A 15,300-nucleotide genomic window follows, 5' to 3' on the forward strand; every position below is an offset into this window, starting at 1 on the left:
TCCGGCCCTGACCGCTGATCAGCCTTCGCCGCTGCCGGTGAGCGCGCGCCGGTGGCGGGCCGCCTCGCTGGTGAGGTAGGCGAGGTGGCGACCCGCGGCCACCACTGCGGCGACGCCCACGAGGAAGCCGACGACGGCGACCTCCGGCCAGGTCTCCCAGAGCGTCGGCTCGCCACTCGGGCCCCAGGAGAGGCCGACGCGGAGGAAGTCGGTCAGCACGAGGGCCACCAACCCCGCCCGGTTGGGGGCGCGTCGCAGCGGACCGGGCGGCCGGCTGATCATGAGTGCGGACGGGTCGAGAACCTGGGGTACCGTGACGCAGATGGACGCCGGATCATTGGCGCGCAACAACCTCGTCTATCGGGAGCCCGGTCTCTACGACGAGTTGAGGGCCGACAGTTCCGTGAGCGATCAGCTCATCGAGTTCGTACGCGGCGAGAATTGCGCGGTGCGAACCGTGCTGGATCTGGGGTGCGGTACCGCGCGCATCCTCGCCCAGCTTCACGCGCGGTGTGCGTGGGCCGGCACCGGCGTCGACTTCCAGCCCGACTTGCTCGCCTGGACCCGCCGACGCCATCCATGCCTCCGACTGGAGGCCGGCGACATCTGCACGTTCGACTCGGAACCACGTACGACGTCATCGTCAGCCTCGGAAACACGCAGTCGTACCTGCACACCGTCTCCCGGCTCGGTGCGGTGTTCGCGACCATCGCGGCCCACAGCCACCCGGGAACGGCGTGGTCGGAGATGGCCGTCGATCCGCTGCATGCGGGCCCGGACCTCCGCGGAGTATTTCGCCGTCCCGGTCGATCCAGGTCGGCGGTGCCCATGCGCGGGTCGAAACCCTCGGCGTGCAGGAGGGGCGGTAGCGGCCCGCCATGATCACCGAGAAGCCGCAGATCACCTCACCCGTTCAGGTCCATCGCCGCGCAGATAGAACAGGTGCTGCCGCCATGGCTAGAGATCATGCCTGGCGTGGTGGACGACGATCTGCAGGTCACCGCCTGCGCGTCGAGTTCTCGCACGGTACAGGCACGGCTGTCATCCGACTTCGCGGCCATCACGGCACGCTGCGCCGCTGTTCAGGGCCCGGGTTGCTCAGTCGGCGGCGGAGCGGAACTGCTGTCCGTGGCCGTCGAGCGTGGCGGCCCTGCCTTGGTCGAACACAGCCGCGAAGGTCTCATGGCCGAGAGCCGTGCGGGCTCGGGACGCGATGCGGTCCACGTCGCCGCGCTCTGCATGGGGTAACGGTGCGCCCGCTGACGCCCTGATCCCGGTCGCCGTTCCGAGCAGTTGTGCGGCGTGCTCGTGATGCCCGGCGATCGCTGCTGCCCCGGCCAGACCTTCGTGGGCGAGGGCGACCGCGCGGGGATCGCCGATCTCGCGTGCGGAGGCGAGGCCTTCGAGATGCAGCGTGCGGGCCTGCTCGGCGTTGCCGCGTTGTTCCGCGATGAAGCCGAGTTCCGCAAGGAGCAGCGTGACCCCGTAGTACGGCACGCCGTACTCCTCGGCCAGGCGACGGTTCCACGCGAGCGACGCCCTGAGGTGGGACTCGGCGGTAGCCGGATCGCCTCGCCTCCTGGCGCCGAGCCCGAGCCCGACCCGGGCGAAGTCCTCGGCGAACTCGTTGGCCTGCTCGGCGGCCAGCCGCATGGCGCGCCCGTGAAACTCCTCCGCCCTGCCGAAATCGCCGGCCAGCAGCGCGATCCGCCCGAGGCTGGAGAGGCGGTAGGAGACATCGGTCCACAGCTGGAGGTTCTCGGCGATCCGCAGCCCGTCCCGGTGCAGGCGGGCGGCTGTCTCGTACTCGCCGGTGACCTCGTGCAGGTAGCCGAGCATGTCCGCGGCCTGCATCTGGCCCCAGCGGTCCCCGAGCTCGGTGAACAGGGCGAGGCTCTCCGAACCGTGCGACGCGGCCGCGGGGAGGTCGCTCCGGAACATCGCGTGTTTGGCCCGGATGCTCGCCGCGGCCGCCAGACCCCAGCGGTCGTCGAGGGCGCGGAACCCGGCCAACGCCCGCCGGGCCAGATCCTCGCCGGTCGAGGCATCACCGAGGTGCAGGTGCGCAAGTCCGAGGAACCACTCCGCTCGCGCGCGGTGGTGCGGGTCGTCGACGCCGTCATAGGCCTCGAGAGCCGCGTGGCTCTGCCGCACCAGGTCGGCGCCACCGCCGATCAGCAGGGCGAACCCGGCCCGCCACGTGGTGACTCTGGCGCGCGCCGCCGCGGTGCCGCCGTGCGTGCCCAGTGCGACACCCAACGCGCGGTGCGCCTCGCGGTGGCGCCCGCGCAGGAACCAGTACCAGGCCGTCGCGTTGGCCAGGCGCAGGGCGAGGTCGCCGTCGCCACGTTCTGCTGCACCGTCGAGGGCGATCCGCAGGTCGACGGTCTCGTCGTCGAGGCACTGCAGCCGACGGCGCTGGTCGGGGCCGTGCAGATGGGGCTCGGCCCGTTCGGCAAGCTCGGCGTGGTGGTCGCCGTGGCGCTGTCGTGTGCTCGCGAGCTCTCGGGCAGCCTCCAGCCGCTCGAGGCCGTAGGCCGCGACGGATTCGAGCAGCCGGTACCGGGAGCAGCCGTCCGGGCCGTGCACGACGACGACCAGCGACCGATCCACCAACCTGGTCAGCACGTCGAGCACGTCGGCGCGGTCCACGGGGTAGCCGGAGCAGATCGCCTCGGCGGCCTCCAGCAGGCATCCGTTGCCGTTCACGGCCATCCGGCGCAGCACGGCGCGCTCGATCTCGGGGAGCAGCTCCCAGCTCCAGTCGATCACCGCTCGCAGCGTCTGCTGCCGGGCAGGCGCGCCGCGCGTCCCGGCGGTCAGCAGGCGGAACCGGTCGTCCAGCCGCTCGGCCAGCCCGTGCACACCCAGCGCCCTGACGCGGGTGGCAGCCAGCTCCAGTGCCAGCGGCAGCCCGTCGAGGCGCCTGCAGATCGTCGCGACCGGACCGGCGTTCCCGGCGTCGAGCGTGAAGCCGTGCGCGGCGGCCGCGGCGCGGGCCACGAACAGCTGCACCGCGCTCGACCGGCGCAGGGCCGCGAGATCTGTCGGAGCCGCCGGACCGGGAAGCTCCAGAGGCGGGACGTCCACGAGCACCTCACCGGGGACGGCGAGCGGTTCGCGGCTGGTCGCCAATACCCGCAGACCCGGTGCGCTGCGCAGCAGCAACGCCACCAGCTCGGCGACCGGTTCCACTACGTGCTCGCAGTTGTCGAGCACCAGCAGCAGTTGCTGGGAACGCATCGCCTCGGCGAGCCGCCGCGTCAGATCGGTGGGTGGGGCGCCTGGCCGTGCACCGGTTGCGGTGTCGTCCCGGATCCCCACGACGCCGGCCACGACCTCGGCCACCTCGGTGGGTGACGGCGCTGCGCGTCCCGACGGGCGTTGCATCCCCGCGAGCTCGACCAGCCAGACGTCGTGGGGGTTCGCTGGGGCCGATTGTGCGGCTGCCTCCAGGGCGAGCCTCGTCTTCCCGACGCCGCCGGGGCCGGTCAGGGTCACGAGCCGGGCCGAGCCGAGCAGTTCGCGGACGTCGGCGACGGCTGCCGACCGGCCGATCACATCGGTGAGTGGGGCCGGCAGGTTGGTCCTGGGGCGTGCCGCGGACGTGCTGGGGGCGGGAACAGCGACCAGCGCAGGATCCTGTTCGAGGATCGCCTGGTGCAGACCTGCCAGCTCCGGGCCGGGGTCGAGGCCCAGCTCGTCGGCGAGGCGCTCGCGCAGGTCGGCGTAGCTGTCCAGGGCCTCGTTCTGCCGGCCCGCTCGGTAGAGGGCGCCCATGTGTGCCGCGCGCAGGCGCTCACGCAGCGGATGCTGCGCGATCGTGTCACCGAGCTCGTCGGCCAGGAGGCTGTGCTCCCCGAGTGCCAGCCGGGCCTCGGCCTGCTCCTCGAGGACGGTCAGCCGTTGCTCCTCGAGGCGGGCGATCGCGGCGCGCGCGAACTCCTCGTCGCCGAAATCGGCGAAAGCCGGACCGCGCCACAGCGCGAGCGCGTCGGACAGCAGCGCAGTCTTCGCCCGGGGGTCGTCGGTCTCGCGTGCCCGAGCCGCCAGTTCCGTGAAACGGCGCGCGTCGACCGCGTCGGCTCCGGGGCGCAGGAGGTAGCCGGACGGGAGCGACTCCACCAGCTCACGCCCACCGGTCTCGGCCTCCGCCAGCGCCCTGCGTAACTGCGAGACCTTCGCCTGCAGGGCCCTCGTCGGGCTCGCGGGAAGCCCCGAGCGGCCCCACATGTCCTCCACCAGCCGGTCTGCCGACACGGGCCGTCCCTCGTGCATCAGGAGGTCGCCGAGCAAAGCACGAACCTTCAACTCCGGGATGCGCACCCGCCTCCCGTCCGCCGTCCAGACCTCGAGCGGGCCGAGCACCCCGAAACGCATGGCCTCACCGTAGTGGCGGTGACCTGCTGCGATGCCGGGGCGGGGTGCCGCCCGAACACGGCCACAACTCCAGCGCAGCTCGAGCCGAACACCCGGCCCGCATCGTGGATCTCGTCAGCGAACACCGGCCCGAGCCGGGAGCGGAGGGAGGCCTCGGATGTCGGAAACCGACCGGCTCGCGGTGGCCATCATCATCGCCAGCGTCCGGCAGGGCCGGTTCGGTCCCACGGTGGCGGAGTGGTTCGCCGCCGAGGCCCGCCGGCGCGATGACATCGACGTGGATGTCATCGATCTGGCCGAGGCCTGGCTGCCCGCGGTGCTGCCCGCCGGCAAGGCGAACCGGCCCCAAGCGGTGCAGGACCTGGCGCCGTGGCTGGCGGCGGCCGACGCCTTCGTGATCGTGACGCCCGAGTACAACCACAGCTTCCCCGCCTCCCTGAAGAACGCCATCGACTGGTACGGGCAGGAATGGGAGGCCAAACCGGTGGCCTTCGTCGCCTACGGCGGCGCGGCAGGCGGCCTCCGAGCGGTCGAGCAGCTCCGCCCGGTCTTCGCCTGCCTGCAGGCGATGACGATCCGCGAAACCGTCAGCTTCCACCACCACCGGGACCGCTTCGACAGAACCGGCCGACCCGTCGATCCCGACAGCTGCAACGCGGCAGCCGCCCGCCTGCTCGACCAGCTCACCTGGTGGGGCCGCGCGCTGCGCGCTGCCCGACACCCCGGTACTCACCACCCGCTGACCAAGCCGTACGACCCGCCCGTCCGAGAAGAGGAATCCGTCATCATGTCTGCTACGCAGATCGTCAACCGTGAGATCCGGCTCGCCTCCCGCCCCGCCGGGGAGCCGACCGCGGAGAACTTCGAGTTCGTCGAGGCCGAGCTGCCCCCGCTCGCCGAGGGCCAGATCCTGGTCCGCAACACCTGGATGTCGGTCGACCCGTACATGCGGGGCCGGATGGACGACGCGCCGTCCTACATCCCCCCGTTCCAGCTCGACGCCGCCCTGGAGGGCAGCGCGGCCGGCGAGGTCGTGGCGTCGCGGGCCCCGACGGTGCCGGTCGGCACGACCGTCTCGCACTTCCTGGGCTGGCGGGAGTACGCCGTCCTGGACGCTTCGGCCGCCACCGTCGTCGACACGACGATCGCTCCGCCCCAGGCCTACCTCGGAGCATTGGGCACCACCGGGCTGACCGCCTACGCCGCACTGACCGACGTCGCTCCGGTACGTCCCGGCGACGTGGTCTTCGTCTCGGCGGCCGCCGGGGCGGTCGGCAGCGTCGCGGGCCAGCTGGCCCGCGAACTCGGCGCCGCCAGGGTGATCGGTTCGGCCGGAGGGCCGGACAAGGCCAAGAAGCTGGTGACCGACTTCGGCTTCGACGTCGGCATCGACTACAAGGCCGGTTCGCTCACCGAGCAGCTGGCCGACGCCGCGCCCGACGGCATCGACGTCTATCTCGACAGCGTCGGCGGCGACCACCTCGAAGCCGCAATCGGCGCGATCCGCCCGGGCGGGCGGATCGCCATGGTGGGGGCGATCAGCAGCTACAACGCCACCGCGCCCGCCGTCGGCCCGACCAACCTCTACCGGGCGGCGGCCAATGAGGTCACCCTGCGCGGAATGCTGGTCACCAGCTACTTCCACCTCTTCCCCGAATGGATCAGCCGCGCCGCGGGCCGGCTCGCCGACGGCACGCTGAGGACCGAGGAGACCGTGGTCGAGGGCATCGACCAGGCGCCGGCCGCGTTCCTGGGCGTGCTGCGCGGAGCGAACGTCGGCAAGATGCTCGTCCGGCTCGGCAGCCGATGACCGTGCCGCGACGCAGCTCGTCCCAGCCGCCGTTGACGAAGTGCTCCTCGGAATAGCCGGCCAGGCCCACTGGTGGACCGCCAGCTGAGGGTGGGGATCTCGGAGTTCTCCGGCATCGAGGACGCCTCGGTCCGGGTCATCTACGGAACCGTCCCCGACCACGCCGATCACGAGGCACGATCCGCTCACCTGCGGGCTGTCCTGCCCTCCGCCGACACCGCTCTGAACGAGTTCCTCGGCCTGCCGAGCGGGCTCGCGCCGGTTCCCGCCTGACGCAACCCAGCGGGCGCGGTCGAAGTCGGTCCGTACTACCCGGACCCTCAATTCCTAGAGGAGCAAAAGATGCGCGCTTTGATCTACGACCCGGCCGCCTCGCAGAGCCTCCGCCTCGGCGAGGCCCCGCAACCGAAGCCACGTGAATCACAGGTGCTCATCGAGGTCGCTTCCGTCTCGTTCAACTTCGGAGAGATCGCCTACCGGGAGAACCTCAAGTCGGGACATGTGTCCGGGTGGGACGCCGCAGGGGTCGTCGTCCGGGCGGCAGCCGATGGCTCCGGGCCTCCGGTGGGCGCGCGCGTGGTGTCCTTCGGGTGGACGGGAGCATGGGCCGAACTGCGGGCCGTCGACTCAGCGGAACTCGCCATCGTGCCCGAGACCGTCGACCTCGGCCTGGCTGCCGCCCTCCCGGTAGCGGGTGTCACCGCGCTGCAGGCGCTGCGCCGGTTTGGCCCCGTGGTCGGCCGCCGGGTGCTCGTCACCGGAGCGTCGGGAGGCGTTGGCCGGTTCGCGGTACAGCTGGCCGCCGGCGCTGGCGCACACGTCATCGCCTCGGTGGGCGGTCCCGAACGTGCCGCCGGACTGAGCGAACTCGGCGCCGCCGAGATCGTCATCGGGCCCGAGAACCTTTCGGCACCGGTGTACGGCGTGCTCGACAACGTGGGCGGCGCTCAATTGGCCGTCGCCTACCTCCGGCTCGAAGACGGGGGCATCGTTCAAGCAATCGGGAAGGCCTCCCGCGAGCCGACCGTCATCGACTTCGAGGAGGCGCGCACGAGAGTCGACCGGGGCCGACTCGAGACCTTCAACGTCAGCACCCCGTTCGGAAACGACCTCTCCTACCTCGTACACCTGCTGGAAGCCGGCCGGCTCGACCCGCAGGTCGGCTGGCGCGGATCCTGGGATCAGGCACCGGAAGCAGCCGAAGCACTCCTCGCCCGCCGGATCATGGGCAAGGTCGTACTCGACGTCACATGATGACATGACTCTGGCTGGTCTGAGCCGGTTGTTTCCTCGCCGGATTCCCGGCATCATCGGCCTCGTCGAAGTCGACGGCGGCAGGCTCTTCTTCCCCGCAGAACGGGCCGACGAACTCGCTCCCCCTCCGCACGCTGTGGGCCACACAAACCGGAACCAAATCACGCGCGTAGCGCCTACAGGCCGGAATGCCGGCTCTGCTGCGGGGCCAGCCGCTGCCGCGCGTGACAAACCCTGCCTTCGCATCGCGGATCCCCTATCGCCGATCCGCCCGACAGAATGGATGGTTCACATCATGCTCAAGTCCTGTGGCGGCCAGAGCGGTCTCCGCCGTGCCGTGCCGGAGGCGTTGATCTCGTCCATCCGCGGCTGCGCCGGCAGCGGCGGGCCGATCTGGTTCCCATGGCAGCCAGGACCCGAGGAGAACACGGATCGACCGGTGATCGTGAGCCTCACCGACTTCACGATGCACTCATTGCGGTCACTTCCCGGGATCGCACGACGCGGCGCCCGGCTCCAACTGGGATGGTATGGGCTGCCGGGCGCGGTCGGGGTGCAGCTCTGGGCTGATCCACTTACCCGTCGCACCGGTTCGGTCTCGGTGTGGACCGACCGCCGCTCGCTGTATCGATGGGTGCAGCTACCTCTCCACCAGTCGATTATGCGCCGTTACCGGACGCGCGGCACGCTCAGGTCGACGATGTGGGAAAGCGAAACTCCCGACCGGAGCTCCATCCTCCTAGATGCCAAGAGACGGCTCGCCAGTGGCGAGTTCAGCTGACCGAAACATCGGCCCTGTCGATCTCCTCGTCAGTGGTCGACTCCAGCGGTCCTGCGCCGGATCCCAGCGGCGGTGCGCCCGCTCACCGAGTGGATCGCTTCGCGATGCCCGTCGGTAGCGCCGCTCTCACGTGTCGGCGATCAGGGAATTCCCCCAGGGGAGGACGTGCGTGTCGGTGCCGGTCTGGTCCTCCGGGTGGCCCGCCGATGGGCGAGGCGGACTGGCGCACGCTGGTGACCGGCTGGTTCCCGGAGTTGGTCGACACCCGGTTACGGCAGACCAGTGGCGGTCCTTCGTGGCCGACGTCAAGAGCGGCGTCTTCGACGCCCTGTAGAAGCGGCCCGGGGCTCATGGCAGAGTGGTCGCGTGGCTGATGTCCTCTCCCCGTCCAGTGCGGCCCGCGCCTTCAGAGCCGTCGCGATCGCCGAGGCCTGCTCCTGGGCCGGGCTCCTGATCGGGATGTTCTTCAAGTACGTCGTGGTCCGGAACGAGATCGGCGTGACCGTCTTCGGCCCGATCCACGGCGCGCTGTTCGTGGCCTACGTGGTGATCACGCTGGTGGTGGCGCGGACGTTCCGCTGGTCGCTGCCGACCACGCTGCTCGCGCTCGCGGCGAGCATCCCCCCGCTCGCCACACTCTGGTTCGAGCGCCGCACTCGCCGCACCGGCCTGATGCCCGAGCCGGCCCCGGCCTAGGAGCGCCCTGAACAACTCGGCCCTACTGCGCGCCGCCCAGGTGGGCACCTCGCGGCGTTGGACGATCGGCCCGATACAACAGCGGTATCGGCCCGATCGTCCGCCTTGCGATGCACCCACCTGGACGCCGCTCGCTACGGGCGGAGTTGTTCAGGACCCTCCTAGCCCGACGCTAGCCGCTCAGCTCCGCCTCCAGCCCCCGCAACTCCGCGTCGAACTGGTCCAGGAACCCGGCCCACGCCGTGATCGGAACGGCCGGCCGCACCACGAACTTGGTCAGCCCGGCGTCGACGAACCGGCGGACCAGCGCTCGTGCCGCCTCCCATCCGTGCGGCACGATCAACGCAGCGTCCAGGTCCGGTCGCCGGCGTGCGATTTGCCCGCGGGCGGACGCGGACTCGGCCTCGGACGCGCCGGGCGGCACGACGGCGATGTTGGTGCCGTAATGATCGTCCTCGATCTCCCGGTCCGCGTCGGCGGCCGCACGTTCGATCAGCTTCCTGGCCGCCGCGGCCTCGTCTGGGGTGACCAGGCTGCCCAGCCAGCCGTCCGCGAGCCTGCCGATGCGCCGCAGGCCGGCAGGGGCGCGCCCCCCGAGCCAGATGTCGAGTGGACGCGGCGGCAGCGGCGCCACCGACACGTCGTCGAGGTGGAAGAACCGGCCGTGGTGCGTGACTCGCGGTTCGGCGAGCAGCCGGCGCACCACGAGTAGCGACTCGTCGAAGAGCGCGGCGCGGTCCCCGTCCGGGGCCGGGAAGAGCTGCCGCTCCGCTGCGGTCGCAGGTCGCACCCCGAACGCGGGCAGGATCCGCCGCGGGGCAAGCGCCGCCAGCGACGCGAGCTGCGCCGCGACGAGCGCCGGGTTCCGCCCCGGCAGCACGAGAACCCCCGCGCCGACCTTGAGCGTGCGGGTGCGGGAGGCGGCGAACCCCATCCCGACGACCGGGTCGATCGACGGCGCCGAGGCCTGGTCCGCGAGCCACAGCGAGTCGACGCCCCTGGCCTCCAGCTCGTCCACCAGCGCTGTGAGCTCGGGGCCGGGCCCGGGCCCGCCCGCGAGGGGGATCGACCCGATGCCGATGCGGACCTTCACTCCCTCGACGCTACTGGCGCCCGCCGGGTCGCGGGTGATTACGGACGACTTGCGGCAACCTGTCAGCGGGGGCCTACGGCCGCCGTCAGGGCCTGGTCGAGGTCCGCCACGAGGTCGCGGGGGTCTTCCAACCCCACCGAGAACCGCAGGTGTCCGTACCGCCGGAACAGCTCCGGGTAGTACCCGGCCCGTTCGTCGTCGCCCGCCACGTGCACGATCAGCGACTCGTCGTGCCCGAGTGACACCGCCGACGTGATCACCCGCAGCGCCGCGACGAACCGGTCCTGCGTCGCCGAGTCGCCGCGCACCGCGAACGCGAGCATCCCGCCGAACCCGCCGTCGAGGGTCCGCGCCGCGAGCGCGTGCTGCGGGTGTGACGGCAGGCCGGGGTAGGCGACGTAGGCCACGCGCGGGTCCTGCTCCAGGAACTCCGCGACGGTCTGGGCACCCACGCAGTGCGCCCGCATCCGCATCGGCAGCGTGACGGAGCCGCGCATGATCAGCCAGGCGTTGAACGGGCTGATCGCGCCGCCGACGTTGACCATCGCCTCGCGCCGCACCGACTCGACGAGCGCCGTGCCCGCCTCGCCGCCGCCGATGACCGCGCCGCCCATCGCGTCACCGTGGCCGTTGATGTACTTCGTGAGCGAGTGCACGACGACGTCGGCGCCGAGCGCGAGCGGCCGCTGCAGCACGGGTGTGGCGAACGTGGCGTCCACGGAGAGCAGCGCTCCCGCGCCGTGCGCGAGGTCGGCGACGGCGGCCACGTCGGTGATGCGGGTGGTCGGGTTGGCCGGTGTCTCCACGTGCACCAGCCGCGTCTCCGGCCGGATCGCGGCCGCTGCGGCGTCGAGGTCGGAGCTGTCGACGAGCGTGGCTGTGATGCCGTACTTCTGCGGGAGCAGCTCGGTGAGCAGCCGGAACGTGCCCACATACGTGTTGTCCGAGCAGACGACGTGATCTCCGCTGCGCAGCGCGGCGAAGAACACCGCGTGCTGGGCGGCCATCCCGCTGGCCAGCGCCACCGCGGCCGCGCCGCCGTCGAGCGCCGCGAGCTTCTCCTCCAGCCAGCCCTGGTTGGCACCGCCGTTGCGGGTGTACAGCGGGGTGCCGGTGCCCGACCAGCTCAGCTCGGACGGGTCGTCGGGCAGTGCGTAGGAGTTGGCCATGACGAGCGGGCGGCGGATCGCCCCGCTCCCGGCGTCGACGGCGTTGCCGGCGTGGACGGCGAGCGTGGACAGGTGCTGAGCATCGGACACCCCGTCTTCGTAGCACGGATGTTCGTGTCGTTGACCTGTGGTCAGTCCTCGCCGGCCAGCGCGCGGTAGGCCGGGCGCAGCAGCTCGGTCAGGTGCTCTCCGCGCACCGTGATGGCGAAGTCGGGGACCTGGTCGAGGATCGCGTCGGGCGGGGTGTGCGCACCGGAGAGGCGCTCGGCGAGGCCCGTGTCGCCGGTCCAGAACACGTCCATGACGTCCGCGAGCGCCGCGACGCCACCGTTCTCGTCGGGGGGTGCCGCAGCGGCCCGGCGGGCCCGCAGCTCCTCCAGGAGTGTGTCGCGGTCGCGGCCGCGCAGCGCGAGGATCTGGAACGGGTCGGCGTCGAACCGCTCCGCGAGTACGTAGAACACCGCCGCGAGGTGCTTGCACGGCACCGCGTAGTCAGGGCAGCTGCAGTCCATGGCGAGGTCGCGCTGGTCGGCGGGGAAGAGCGAGAGCCCGACCCCGTCGAAGACGGTCTCGATCTCGCGGGGCATCTCCCCGTTGAGCAACGCCGCGGCATACGAGGCCTCCCCGGCCAGCGCCTGGGTGACCCATGTCCACTCGGCCTTGCCGAACGCCGGGATGCCGATCCGCACCTTGTACGGCTGCGGCCGCGAGCCCTGCACCTGCGCGAGCGCGCCGCCCGCGGCGACGTCGAGGGAGACGATCTGGCCCGCCCGGGCGTAGCTGCGCCCGCGCGAGAGTCTGCCGCCGACGCCGAGCCTCTCCAGCACGCCGAGGAACCGCTGCGACCACCACGTGCGCGCCACGGGTCCACGGGTGCTGTTGATCTGGATGCCGCCCTCGACCTTGCGCGGGCGGGCCGGTGCCTCGTCGCGCCACCAGAACGGGTCGGGCTCAGGCATAGCCATCACCGTCGTCCGGGCCCCCTTCGACCGCGTCCTCGAGCGCCTCGGTGCCGAGCGTGAACAGCTCGCGGAGGGTGTCGGTGGACAGCTCGGTGAGCCAGCCCTCGCCGTCACCCACCACCATCTCGGACAGCGCGCGCTTCTTCGTGATCATCTCGTCGATGCGTTCCTCGACGGTGCCGGGGCAGACGAACTTGCGCACCTGGACGTTGCGGCGCTGGCCGATGCGGAAGGCGCGGTCGGTGGCCTGGTTCTCCACGGCGGGGTTCCACCAGCGGTCCAGGTGCACCACGTGGTTGGCGGCCGTGAGTGTGAGGCCCGTGCCGCCCGCCTTGAGCGAGAGCAGCATGACCGGCGGCCCCTCGCCCGCCTGGAAGCGTGTGACCATCTGGTCGCGCTGCTTCTTCGACGTGCCGCCATGCAGGAACGCCACGTCGGTGTCGAAGCGCGCGGACAGATGCGGCACGAGCAGGTTGCCGAACTCGGTGAACTGCGTGAAGCACAGCACGCGGTCGCCCTCGTCGAGGATCTCGGCGAGGATCTCCTCGAGCCGGATGATCTTGCCGGAGCGCCTGCCGACGGGGGAGCCGTCGTGCAGGAGCTGGGCCGGGTGGTTGCAGACCTGCTTGAGCTTCGCCATCGCAGCGAGCACGTTGCCGCGCCGCTCGATGCCCTCGCTGTCTTCGATCTTCTCCATCATGTCGTCGACGACGGTGCGGTAGAGCGAGGCCTGCTCGCGGGTGAGCCGGTAGTGCTGGGTGATCTCGATCTTGTCGGGCAGATCGTCGATGATCGTGGGGTCGGTCTTGACCCGGCGCAGCAGGTACGGGCGGGTCACCCGGCGCAGCAGCGCGGCCGCCTCGGTGCTGCCGTGGCGCTCTACGGGGATCGCGTAACGCGCCCGGAAGCGGTCGGCGGAGCCGAGCAGGCCGGGGTTGAGCACGTCCATGATCGACCACAGCTCGGAGAGCCGGTTCTCCACCGGCGTGCCGGTGAGCGCCACGCGGTGCTCGGCGTCGAAGCGGCGGACGGCCCGCGCGTAGGAGGCCCGGCTGTTCTTGATCGCTTGGGCCTCGTCGAGCACGAGCCGCCGCCAGATGATGTCGGCGAGCTCGTCGGCGTCGCGAGTGGCGGTGGCGTAGGTGGTGACGACGAGGTCGGCCTCCGCGACGGCCGCGCGCAGCTCGTCGCCGTGGCGGCGGGCGGGCCCGTGGTGGGCCAGCACCCGCAGGTCGGGCGCGAACCGCGCGGCCTCCCGCTCCCAGGTGCCGACCAGCGACATCGGGCAGACCAGCAGCGTGGGGCCGTGCTCGGCCTGGGCCCGTTCGTAAGCCTCCAGTGCGAGCATCTGCACCGTCTTGCCCAGGCCCATGTCGTCGGCGAGGCACGCGCCGAGGCCGAGCCTCGACAGGAACGCCAGCCACGAGACGCCCCGCTGCTGGTAAGGCCGCAGCTGCGCCCGGAACGACGGCGGCGGCTCGACCGGGGTGACCGCCTGCTCGACGTGGCCGGAGAGCAGCTCGCCGATCCAGCCGTCGGCGTGGATCGCCGTGACGGGTAGCGGAACGCCCTCCTCGCCGTCGGCCTCCCAGTCGTCGGGGTGGCGCCCCGCGAGCGCCATCACCTCACCGGCCGTGAGCGCGCCGCTGGCCCGGCGGCTGTGGGATCGGCGCAGGAACTCCAGCCCGGCGCGCAGCCGATCGGCGTCGACGCTCACCCACTTGCCCCGCAGCCGGACCAGCGGCGCCTTGGTGGCGACCAGCTCGGTGATCTCCTCCTCGGACAGCTCGTCGTCGCCGACCGCGATGGACCAGCGGAACTCCGCCAGCTGCTCGCGGCCCAGGCCGCTGCGGGTGAGCACGCGGTCGGCGGGCGTGCTGCGCGCGCTGAGCGTGAGCCCGACGCGGCGGGCGCCGTCCCACCCGGCGGGGAGCTGCACCCCGAACCCGGCCTCGACGAGCAATGCCGCGCCCGAGGTCAGGAACTGGTGGGCGCCGTCGGCCTCGAGGTCGAGGTGGGTGGGCCGGGGCTCGCGCAGCGCCGGGGCAAGCGCCGGAAGCGCCAGGGACGCCCGGCCCAGCTCGGCGAGCAGCAGCTCCTGCGGGTCGGCGATCAGCCGCTCCGCACCGCCGGACCAGACCTGTGCGGCCGGCACCAGCAGGCTCGGGTCGGCGCTGCCCTGGAGCAGGAACTCCAGCACCCAGCGGGTGCCGTCGCCGGTCTGGTCGAGCAGGTCGTCGGCGGGGTCGCCCGGGTCGTGCAGCGTGCTGACCTCCGACAGCCGGAAGCTGGCCCGCGCCTCCCCGGAAGGGCCGGCGCCGAACGCGTCCCACTCGGCGACGGCGTCGGCGAGCGCTTCCAGCTCGGTGGCCGCGACCCCCTGGTCGCCGCCCACGCGGCCGTCGGGCGTGACGAGCGCCGCGAGCCAGGCCTCGGTGGCCGGAAGCCGTCGCGGCGTGCGGCCGCGGCGCGGCGGGAGCAGGTCGATCGGCGCGGCGGCCCTGGCCAGCCGGTCGCGGACGGCCGCGTCGGTGAGCGCGTGGAGCGCGTCGGCGACCAAGTCGTGCGGGTCCGGGCCCGGCTGCGTAACGCGGCCCGGTGCGGCCGCCTCGGCCCGCGCGACCGGCGGCAGCCCGGCGACCAGCGCGTCGAACGTGACGGCGTCGAGGCCCTGCACCACCGGGCGCCACCGGGCGAACGCGTGCGCACCGTGGCGGACGAGCGTGGGGAGGACCCGGCCGCGGGCGGCCAGCTCGGCAGCCAGCGCGGCGACGGCCCGCAGGTGCGCCACGGAGGCGCCGTAGCGGACCTCGTCGGCGGGGTCCTCCAGTTCGGCCACGTCGACGGCCAGCGCGGGCACCGACCACGGGCGCAGCACGGGCCCGCCGCGCGGCGGCGCCGCCCGCCCGCCGGTGCGCACCAGCTCCGGCGACGCGAGCGGCCCGCCCGGCCGGGACGGGAGCAGCAGGGTGACCGTGGCCGGCTTGCCCGGGTGCAGTGCCGAGAGCGCCGACACCGGCGCCGCGAAGGGATGGGGCCGGGCCGACCGCAGCGACCGGCTCGACGACGTGGGCGGACGCTCGCCGTCCTCGGCCCAGAGCAGCACCCCGCGCCCGGGGGACCAGAGGGCGTGGACGGCGAGCATCCAGTCAGGT

At 72.4% G+C, this 15,300-nt stretch carries 12 protein-coding genes; 6 read left to right on the plus strand and 6 right to left on the minus strand.

Annotation, left to right across the window (positions count from 1 at the left end; all coding sequences use genetic code 11):
* Nucleotides 1-18: 18 nt before the first annotated feature.
* Entirely contained in the window at nucleotides 19-282 is a 264-nt protein-coding gene (locus tag ABD143_RS26650) for a hypothetical protein (protein ID WP_343984047.1), read from the minus strand.
* Nucleotides 283-322: 40 nt separating this feature from the next.
* Between ABD143_RS26650 and ABD143_RS38350 the strand changes: the two genes are divergently transcribed.
* A complete protein-coding gene (locus ABD143_RS38350) occupies nucleotides 323-937 on the plus strand; it encodes a class I SAM-dependent methyltransferase (protein WP_425563748.1) in 615 nt (204 codons plus the stop codon).
* A gap of 161 nt (nucleotides 938-1,098) precedes the next feature.
* Here the strand turns inward: ABD143_RS38350 and ABD143_RS26655 are convergent, their stop codons facing one another.
* Nucleotides 1,099-4,380 carry an AfsR/SARP family transcriptional regulator gene (locus ABD143_RS26655; protein WP_343984049.1) on the minus strand — a complete coding sequence of 1,094 codons (3,282 nt, stop codon included), beginning with the start codon at nucleotides 4,378-4,380 and terminating at the stop codon, nucleotides 1,099-1,101.
* 157 nt (nucleotides 4,381-4,537) lie between these two features.
* On the opposite strand from ABD143_RS26655, the gene ABD143_RS26660 reads away from it, so the two are divergent.
* The 5 genes from ABD143_RS26660 (at nucleotide 4,538) to ABD143_RS26680 (ending at nucleotide 8,921) form a co-directional block, all read left to right on the plus strand.
* On the plus strand, nucleotides 4,538-6,190 hold the full coding sequence (locus ABD143_RS26660; protein WP_343984051.1) for an NAD(P)H-dependent oxidoreductase: 1,653 nt from the start codon (nucleotides 4,538-4,540) through the stop codon (nucleotides 6,188-6,190).
* Nucleotides 6,191-6,262: 72 nt separating this feature from the next.
* Complete coding sequence (locus ABD143_RS26665) at nucleotides 6,263-6,463, plus strand: NADPH-dependent FMN reductase family protein (protein ID WP_343984053.1); 201 nt, start codon at nucleotides 6,263-6,265, stop codon at nucleotides 6,461-6,463.
* A 69-nt stretch (nucleotides 6,464-6,532) separates the two neighbouring features.
* Entirely contained in the window at nucleotides 6,533-7,444 is a 912-nt protein-coding gene (locus tag ABD143_RS26670) for a zinc-binding dehydrogenase (protein ID WP_343984055.1), read from the plus strand.
* A gap of 4 nt (nucleotides 7,445-7,448) precedes the next feature.
* On the plus strand, nucleotides 7,449-8,225 hold the full coding sequence (locus ABD143_RS26675) for a hypothetical protein (RefSeq protein ID WP_343984057.1): 777 nt from the start codon (nucleotides 7,449-7,451) through the stop codon (nucleotides 8,223-8,225).
* Between the two features lie 366 nt (nucleotides 8,226-8,591).
* Nucleotides 8,592-8,921 (plus strand): DUF3817 domain-containing protein, encoded by a 330-nt coding sequence (locus tag ABD143_RS26680; protein ID WP_343984059.1) that lies wholly within the window; start codon nucleotides 8,592-8,594, stop codon nucleotides 8,919-8,921.
* 172 nt (nucleotides 8,922-9,093) lie between these two features.
* Here ABD143_RS26680 and ABD143_RS26685 read toward each other — a convergent pair whose 3' ends face one another.
* From ABD143_RS26685 to ABD143_RS26700, 4 genes are all read right to left on the minus strand, one after another.
* Entirely contained in the window at nucleotides 9,094-10,014 is a 921-nt protein-coding gene (locus tag ABD143_RS26685; protein ID WP_343984061.1) for a TIGR03854 family LLM class F420-dependent oxidoreductase, read from the minus strand.
* Between the two features lie 62 nt (nucleotides 10,015-10,076).
* Nucleotides 10,077-11,273, minus strand: a complete 1,197-nt coding sequence (locus ABD143_RS26690) for a trans-sulfuration enzyme family protein (protein ID WP_343984063.1) — start codon at nucleotides 11,271-11,273, stop codon at nucleotides 10,077-10,079.
* 41 nt (nucleotides 11,274-11,314) lie between these two features.
* On the minus strand, nucleotides 11,315-12,142 hold the full coding sequence (locus ABD143_RS26695) for an SWIM zinc finger family protein (protein ID WP_343984065.1): 828 nt from the start codon (nucleotides 12,140-12,142) through the stop codon (nucleotides 11,315-11,317).
* Nucleotides 12,135-15,290 (minus strand): DEAD/DEAH box helicase, encoded by a 3,156-nt coding sequence (locus ABD143_RS26700; protein WP_343984067.1) that lies wholly within the window; start codon nucleotides 15,288-15,290, stop codon nucleotides 12,135-12,137. The genes ABD143_RS26695 and ABD143_RS26700 overlap by 8 nt, the downstream gene beginning before the upstream one ends.
* Nucleotides 15,291-15,300: the final 10 nt, after the last annotated feature.

The sequence above is a fragment of the Pseudonocardia aurantiaca genome, from assembly GCF_039526725.1.
Taxonomy (GTDB): Bacteria; Actinomycetota; Actinomycetes; order Mycobacteriales; family Pseudonocardiaceae; genus Pseudonocardia; species Pseudonocardia aurantiaca.

Coding starts and splice junctions, on each gene's coding strand:
- ABD143_RS26660 (WP_343984051.1), top strand. CDS start 4,538: ATGTCGGAAACCGACCGGCTCGCGGTGGCCATCATCATCGCCAGCGTC.
- ABD143_RS26700 (WP_343984067.1), bottom strand. CDS start 15,290: ATGCTCGCCGTCCACGCCCTCTGGTCCCCCGGGCGCGGGGTGCTGCTC.
- ABD143_RS26650 (WP_343984047.1), bottom strand. CDS start 282: ATGATCAGCCGGCCGCCCGGTCCGCTGCGACGCGCCCCCAACCGGGCG.
- ABD143_RS26675 (WP_343984057.1), top strand. CDS start 7,449: ATGACTCTGGCTGGTCTGAGCCGGTTGTTTCCTCGCCGGATTCCCGGC.
- ABD143_RS38350 (WP_425563748.1), top strand. CDS start 323: ATGGACGCCGGATCATTGGCGCGCAACAACCTCGTCTATCGGGAGCCC.
- ABD143_RS26655 (WP_343984049.1), bottom strand. CDS start 4,380: ATGCGTTTCGGGGTGCTCGGCCCGCTCGAGGTCTGGACGGCGGACGGG.
- ABD143_RS26695 (WP_343984065.1), bottom strand. CDS start 12,142: ATGCCTGAGCCCGACCCGTTCTGGTGGCGCGACGAGGCACCGGCCCGC.
- ABD143_RS26670 (WP_343984055.1), top strand. CDS start 6,533: ATGCGCGCTTTGATCTACGACCCGGCCGCCTCGCAGAGCCTCCGCCTC.